At 44.9% G+C, this 6989-nt stretch carries 9 protein-coding genes and 1 pseudogene; 8 read left to right on the forward strand and 2 right to left on the reverse strand.

The annotated features are described in order from the left end of the window. Positions 1-376 (reverse strand): annotated as a pseudogene (locus tag Q0236_RS10320) (ribonuclease J); the annotation flags it as partial. Continuing rightward, complete coding sequence (gene rsmA, locus Q0236_RS10325; protein ID WP_297917501.1) at positions 357-1217, reverse strand: 16S rRNA (adenine(1518)-N(6)/adenine(1519)-N(6))-dimethyltransferase RsmA; 861 nt, start codon at positions 1215-1217, stop codon at positions 357-359. The gene rsmA and the pseudogene Q0236_RS10320, both read right to left, overlap by 20 nt. A 91-nt stretch (positions 1218-1308) precedes the next feature. Between rsmA and hisF the strand changes: the two genes are divergently transcribed. The 8 genes from hisF to glyS all read left to right on the forward strand — a co-directional run. Further along, positions 1309-2064, forward strand: a complete 756-nt coding sequence (gene hisF / locus Q0236_RS10330; RefSeq protein WP_297917504.1) for an imidazole glycerol phosphate synthase subunit HisF — start codon at positions 1309-1311, stop codon at positions 2062-2064. A gap of 37 nt (positions 2065-2101) precedes the next feature. Further along, complete coding sequence (locus tag Q0236_RS10335; protein WP_297917507.1) at positions 2102-2767, forward strand: purine-nucleoside phosphorylase; 666 nt, start codon at positions 2102-2104, stop codon at positions 2765-2767. Further along, the gene (rlmN, locus tag Q0236_RS10340; RefSeq protein WP_297917510.1) at positions 2764-3855 is read left to right on the forward strand and encodes a 23S rRNA (adenine(2503)-C(2))-methyltransferase RlmN; all 1092 of its coding nucleotides are present in this window, start codon (positions 2764-2766) and stop codon (positions 3853-3855) included. The genes Q0236_RS10335 and rlmN overlap by 4 nt, the downstream gene beginning before the upstream one ends. 81 nt (positions 3856-3936) lie before the next feature. Continuing rightward, positions 3937-4266: a hypothetical protein gene (locus tag Q0236_RS10345; protein WP_297917513.1), complete on the forward strand. Its 330-nt coding sequence runs from the start codon at positions 3937-3939 to the stop codon at positions 4264-4266. Positions 4267-4436: 170 nt separating this feature from the next. Then, the gene (locus tag Q0236_RS10350; protein ID WP_297917516.1) at positions 4437-4847 is read left to right on the forward strand and encodes a hypothetical protein; all 411 of its coding nucleotides are present in this window, start codon (positions 4437-4439) and stop codon (positions 4845-4847) included. Positions 4848-4892: 45 nt separating this feature from the next. Further along, the gene (locus tag Q0236_RS10355; RefSeq protein ID WP_297917518.1) at positions 4893-5165 is read left to right on the forward strand and encodes a hypothetical protein; all 273 of its coding nucleotides are present in this window, start codon (positions 4893-4895) and stop codon (positions 5163-5165) included. Positions 5166-5687: 522 nt separating this feature from the next. Further along, complete coding sequence (locus Q0236_RS10360) at positions 5688-5822, forward strand: hypothetical protein (protein WP_291937682.1); 135 nt, start codon at positions 5688-5690, stop codon at positions 5820-5822. Continuing rightward, on the forward strand, positions 5806-6989 hold a 1184-nt coding region (gene glyS, locus Q0236_RS10365), incomplete at its 3' end, for a glycine--tRNA ligase subunit beta (protein ID WP_297917520.1). The genes Q0236_RS10360 and glyS, both read left to right, overlap by 17 nt.

The raw sequence follows: 6989 nt of genomic DNA on the forward strand, positions 1-6989 counted from the left end.
TTGCGCCTTTTGCGTTATTGCCGCCCGGTTTTGCGGCACCGTTTAAATTTGCGCCGCCCGCGCCGTTTTCGTTGTTTTTTGGGTATGCGCCTGCGAAATGCGCACCATTCGCGCCGTTTGAATTGCCGCTTGACGAACCGCCCGAAAAATTTGATCCGTTGCGAGAGCCATTTTTTGAACCCTTTGAACGAGCGGAATTTTGCCCGTTTTTCGCGCCTTTATTTTTGCGAGAGCCGTTTTCGTGCTCGCCGCCGAATTCCACATCGCCCGCAGAGCCTTCGCTTGCGATAGATTTTTTTAGATTTTCCTTGCGTTTTTTATAGCGATTGCTTTTTTTGAGTCGTTCGACGCCGTTTTCATTTCTGTTTTCTTCCATCTTTTGCCTTTAAATTTTTAAAAATTTCTAAAAAAAGGGTGGAATTTAACTCGTGCGCCCGAACCGCGGACGGAATTTTCAAATTTAAAAAGATCTCTTCGGCTAAGCCTCTATCAAATTTTGCGCTTAAATTTTTAATAAGCGTCTTTCGCGGCGCACTGAAAGATACGCGCAAAAAGCTTTTAAATTTCTCGTATTCATCGAGATTTTGAAAGCGGGCGCAACTTTTTACGCCGAGACTCTCCGCGCTTTCCTCGGCACCGGGCTTGAAATTTTTGCCCTTTACGAGCCTGATCACCGACGAAGTTACCTTCGGCGCAGGCTCGAAGCAGCCAGGCTCAACGTCGAATAGAAGCTCGCAACCGCCCGCAAGATCCGCCAGGATCGAAAGAGCGCTAAAATCGCTCTGCCCGGCTCTAGCGCAGAATTTTAAAGCGACCTCCTTTTGGATCATCACCAAAAATCCGCCGCATAGCTCATCGTCGATCGCCTGCAAAATCATCTTTGTAGCGACGTAGTAGGGCAAATTTGCGACTAAAAAATATTCGCCGCAGCCAAGACCCCGCTGCTGCCAAATCCGCAAAGCATCGCCCAAAACGAGCTCAAGCTCACCGCTAGCGATCTGCTGCGCAAATTTAGCGCTTAAAATTTGATATAAATCTTCATCTATCTCGAAACTTTTTAATCTGTAAAATTCCAAAAGCTTGCGAGTTAAATCACCTAAGCCAGCCCCGATTTCAACGACATTTTGCATGTTCTCGGGAATCGCTTGGATGATCTTGCTTAAAACGGCTTCGTCTTTTAAAAAATTTTGCCCGAACTCTTTTTTCGCCCTAATCATCGCGAGAGTCTAGCCAAATTTTACTTATAAAGTCATTATGTTAAGTAAAATTTGGCTAAAATCATAAAAAATTTTATTCCGAAGGGCTGCTTTGAATAGATTCGCAAAACGCATAATCCCGTGCCTAGACGTCAAAGACGGACGCGTGGTAAAGGGCGTAAATTTCGTAGGTCTCGTGGACGCTGGCGATCCGGTCGAGATAGCCAAACGCTACAACGAAGAGGGCGCGGACGAGCTGTGCTTCCTTGACATCACGGCGTCGCATCTGGGGCGCGATACGATCGTGGATGTCGTGAAACGGGTCGCGCGCGAGCTTTTTATCCCGCTGACCGTGGGTGGCGGCATACGCACGATCGATGATATCTCGCGCCTGCTAAACGTCGGCTGCGACAAAATAAGCCTTAACTCCGCCGCGATAAAAAATCCGAATTTGATAGACGAGGCGGCGAATAAATTCGGCTCGCAATGCGTCGTGATCGCGATCGACGCAAAGAAAACAGGCGATAGTTACAGCGTTTTTATAAACGGCGGTAGGCTAGATACGGGCAAAGATGCGCTTGCCTGGGCAAAAGAAGCGCAGGAGCGCGGTGCGGGCGAAATTTTACTCACATCGATGGACTGCGACGGCGTTAAAAACGGCTTTGAGTTAAATTTGACGCGGATTTTTAGCGAGCTTGACATCCCTGTCATCGCAAGCGGCGGTGCAGGCAAAATGGAGCACTTTAAAGATGCGTTTTTAGCAGGCGCGGACGCATGCCTAGCGGCATCGATTTTTCATTTTAGAGAGATTGAGATAAAGGCGCTTAAAACATACCTTAGACAAAACGGCATCGAGGTCAGACTGTGAAATTTGGGCTCAAATTTGATGCACAAAAGGGCAGGGCGTGATTATTTCGGCCGGACGAAACGAGATATTTGCATTCGCGCTACCGATGGGCGTCGGGCTAGTGGATATGAGCATAAATTTGACGGCGCTTTTACAAAAGCGAGCTATGATTGATGGTTGCGGTAGATACGATCAAAATTTGACAGCTAAGCAGCAACTTGATGAAAAGCTAAATTTGATTGATTCGCCTATTTTGCAAAACGCGAAATCTTCGCAAAATCCAGATAAAATTTTAAACGCATTGCCGAGAGAAATCATTTTTATAGGCTCGGCAGGACTTTACAAAGATGGCGAAGTTTTTGAAATTTACGAGAGCTCGGTCGCAACAAATATCGAAATTTCAAGCCTAGAAAACAAAAGCTATTCGCCGATAGAGAGTGAAATCGCTTCTATTGTTCCACGTGGAACATGCAAGGTAAATTCATCAAATTTTATCACGACCGATCAAAATTTAGCTCATAAGCTTTTCGATCGCGGATGTTTTTTAGAAAATATGGAATTTTTTGCCGTCCTTAAAGTCGCGCAAAAATTTCAAATCCCCGCTTACGGCATATTTGTAGCGACAAATTTCTGCGACAAAAACGCGCACGCAGACTTTAGCAAAAACCACGAGCAAGCAAAAAAAGAGCTCGAAAAATACTTAAAACAAAAGGAAATCATTTGAAAAATTTGCTTGATTTTACATTAGATGAGCTAAAAGAGCAGCTCTCGCCGCCGTTTCGCGCGAAGCAAATTTTCGAGTGGTTATACAAAAAAAATGCAACTAGTTTTGATGAAATGCTAAATCTACCAAAGGATTTGCGTGCAAATTTAGCGCAAGAATTTTACCTTGATCCTCTAAAATGCGTCAAATTTGAGCAGAGCAGCGACGGCTCTATAAAGTATCTTTTCGAGCTCAAAGATGGACTGAGGATTGAAAGCGTGTTGCTGCCGATGAAAGAGGAGCTCAACGATGAAAACGGCGAGGTGGCGCGCCACGCTCGTTATACGATCTGCGTTAGCTCGCAGGTGGGCTGCCGCATGGGCTGTTCGTTTTGTCTAACGGGCAAGAGCGGACTAACGAGAAACCTAACGCCGGGCGAGATCGTAGGGCAAATTTTATGGATAAAAAGAGAAAACAAAATCCCCTACGAACGCCGCGTAAACGTCGTATATATGGGCATGGGCGAGCCGCTAGATAACCTAGAAAACGTTAGTAAAGCTATAAAAATTTTAAAAGAAAACGACGGGTTAGCTATCGCACCGCGCCGCCAAACCGTTAGTACGAGCGGACTAGGTAGCCAGATAAAAAAGCTCGGAGAGATGGATCTGGGCGTGCTGTTAGCCATATCTTTACACGCCGTTACTAACGAGCTTCGCAGCAAGCTAATGCCGATAAATAACGCCTACAAAATCGAGTCCGTTATGGAGGCAGTGAGGGGGTTTCCCATTGATATGCGTAAGCGAGTGATGTTCGAGTATCTCGTCATAAAAGACATGAACGACGGCATAAAAGACGCTAAAAAGCTCGTATCGCTGCTGCACGGTATCAAGGCAAAGGTAAATTTGATCTACTTTAATCCGCACGAGGGTAGCGAATACGGTCGTCCGGATACTGCTGATATGGAGGCATTTCAGACATATCTGCGAGATCACGGCGTAACCTGCACCATCAGGCAGAGCAAGGGGCTAGATATCAGCGCAGCGTGCGGTCAGCTAAAAGAGCGCGACAACCAAACAAACGGCAAAACGATAGCCAAGACAGCAAAATGACGCTACTTGATATATCCCAGATAGTTTTCGTTTGCGTTGTGGCTTTTGCAGGGCTCGGACTGATTATAAAGACGGCTTTTTATGACGAACGTAAGCGATGATATAGCCTTTTTAAGGGCGCAGGTAGATAGAGGCAACGACGACTCGTTTTTCGTTTTGCTCTATGATTTTTGCTATTTTGATAAGAAAATTTTTAAGAAAATCCTAAAAATCTGCCTAGAAACCGAGATAGAAGATAAAAATTTAAGGGCCGAAATTTTAGATATTTTGCACTTTACGACCTATCTGATGCTCTGTCATCGCGACAAAAAGGATATGTATAAAATAAAAAATTTCAAAAAAGTCGAGGAAAAATTCGGCGATTATTTTCAGATCGTAAGGCAGATCGGCAAGAAATTTATAATGGAGTAGCAATGGACGCGCAAAAAAATAATGGATGAGATCGGCGTTTCTTGGACAGATCGCTGCTTAAAAAATCCAAGATTACAAAGGCGGAAATTATCCGCTTTGTCGAGGCAAAATAGGCGGAGGCGGATGATGAGAAATACCGCATCTACGCCTCATACATCTACGCGGCGCACATGGTAAATGAGTACAAATGGGCGGGCGACGCCCCAAATATGCTGCGCTGGCTAGGCGAGATAGATAAGCACGCCAGAAGCAATGAAAATCCGCCCTACGTGAGCGATTATTACAAAGGCGAGTGCTGCTTGGAGTGCGGCGCGGAACAGGAGGCGCTTGAGTTTTTGCGCAAAAGCTACGAAGCGGATGAGGAGTATCTTTTCACCAGCAGCCCAAAGGTCGCGAAGTTTTTTAATGCACATCTTGCGGAGCCTAAAATTTTACCTAAATTTAAAGATGAGGAATGCGAGAACTTTAGTTTCCCGCTGCGACTGGAGTATTTCGGCAAAGCTTTAGAGCAAGAAGGCGAGTTTCGCTGCGCGTTTTTAGACGAGGATGGTGAGGAGACGGACGAGCCGAATCGCGCATAATTGGACACGCTAGAGTTTCTAAAACAAAAGCAGGAGGAAATTTTAATGGGCATCTTAGCTGAAATTTTAAAAAACTACCCAAAATGGCAGAAAATTTACGACTATCCGAACGAGACGAAAGGTGGTTTCATGCCCGACGTCTGCGCGCCGCAGGAACTTAGCGAACTATTGGAGCTACAAAATATCTATATCCTAGGCGGAGCGAAAATCGGCTTTCAGTTTAGCTGCTCGTGGGATATGGAGCACGGCTTGGGCGTGATGACGCGTAAAGGTAAGGTCATTAATATCGGCGAAGCAGATGTGGCGTTTGGCTACTAGAGAATAGATTTGCATTAAAATTTGCAATGGATCATTCTAAATACTGCTCCACAAAAAAGTGTATCAACGAAGAAGCAAATTTTAAAAATTTTATTTTCAATTTATATCGAGTGGCTTAAATTTTATATCCTAGCGCCGAAATAAATTATCTCTTGCTTGAAACCTACATTGTGAAGTAATACTTATATTTTATAATATAGAAGTAGACATAAGCGCTAATGATCGGCTCTAAAAATTTCAATTCAGTCTAGCTGTTGCCAATAGATACGGTGCCTCTTGATCGTAGCCAATCGTAGCCAAATTTAGTCGATCCCCTTTACCGCTTTGAGCCGCTGCACGCTGGCATCAGTAAGTAGGCTTGCAGCTTTCTTGGTTTCCGGTACACTATAAAACCTAGCTGCATGATAGATAGCCTAAATTTAGAATTTTTAGCAAAAAATCGCTCGTACAAAACGGCAAAAATTTAGAATTTAAAAACGCCTATTTTACGATTTATAAAGGGCAAAAGGAATTTATAGTAGAATGATACACGCTGTTATAACCGCACTTTTCGTGCTTTTTATGATATTTATGATCGTAGGATTTAACCGCGAAATGATGGAGAAAAACGAAAAACGAAATCAACGAAAAAAGGATAAAGATGGAACTACTCATTGAGATTGGGGTCGAGGAGCTGCCTGCGATCCCGTTTTTAAAAGAGCGTGCGAATATCGCGCCAAAATGGCGCGCGGTGCTTGAGGCTAACCGCATAAATAGCGATTTTCGCTTTGAATTTAGCCCGCGTAGATTTGTGCTATTTCACGAGGATTTTCCACAACGCGGCGATGATGCGCAGATCATAAGCACGGGCGCGCCAAAATCCGTCGCGCTCAAAGACGGCGCGTGGAGCCCTGCAGCGCTAAGTTTTGCTAAAAAATGCGGCATAAGCGAAAGCGAGCTGGAATTTCGGCAGGTGGGCGGCAAAGAGGTGCTCTACCACGCTGCGGTGCAAAAGGGGCGCGATAGTCGTGAAATCCTAGGCGAAATGATAGAGGAGTTTTTACGATCGCTAAATTTTGGACGCGCGATGCGCTGGGGTAGCGGTGAGTTTGAGTTTATCCGTCCGATAAGAAGCATAGCCTGCGTTTTGGGCGGAGAGAACGTAGATTTTGAAATTTATGGCGTGCGAAGCGCAGCTGCATTTTTTCCGCACCGAAAATTTGGCTATGAAGCGATTAAATTTAAAGACGCCGCAGATTATTTTGCACTGCTGGGGCGTAACGGCGTAATTTTAAGCGAGCAAAAAAGAAAGAATAAAATTCTAAGCGAGTTTGCAAAGCTCGAGAAAAAGCATGGCTTTAAGATCGAGGTCGATCCTGCGTTGCTAGATGAAGTAACGGCGATCACCGAGTATCCGACGGCGCTGCTAGGCAGCTTTGAGCGAGATTTTTTAAGCGTGCCAAAAGAGGTCATCATCACTTCGATGAAGGAGAATCAGCGCTATTTTCCCGTTTTCGAGGGTAAAAACTTAAGCAATCACTTCGTTGTCGTTAGTAATGCGATCACCGATGATGACGAGCTTGTAGTACGCGGCAATGAAAAAGTTTTACGCGCGCGCCTAAGCGATGCTATGTTTTTTTGGAAAAGCGATTTGCAAGCGGAATTTAGCCCTGAAAAACTTAAGCAAATATCCTATATGCAAGCCCTTGGCTCGGTTTATGATAAGCAGGTGCGCGAGCTAGCTGTAGCAAGGGCACTGAGCGTGGATTATGCTACGCAGATTGAGGCGGAGATCGGCAAAAAAGATTTTGCGCAGGATATAGAAAATGCCCTAATGTTTAGTAA

This window comes from uncultured Campylobacter sp. (assembly GCF_938031315.1).
GTDB lineage: Bacteria > Campylobacterota > Campylobacteria > Campylobacterales > Campylobacteraceae > Campylobacter_B.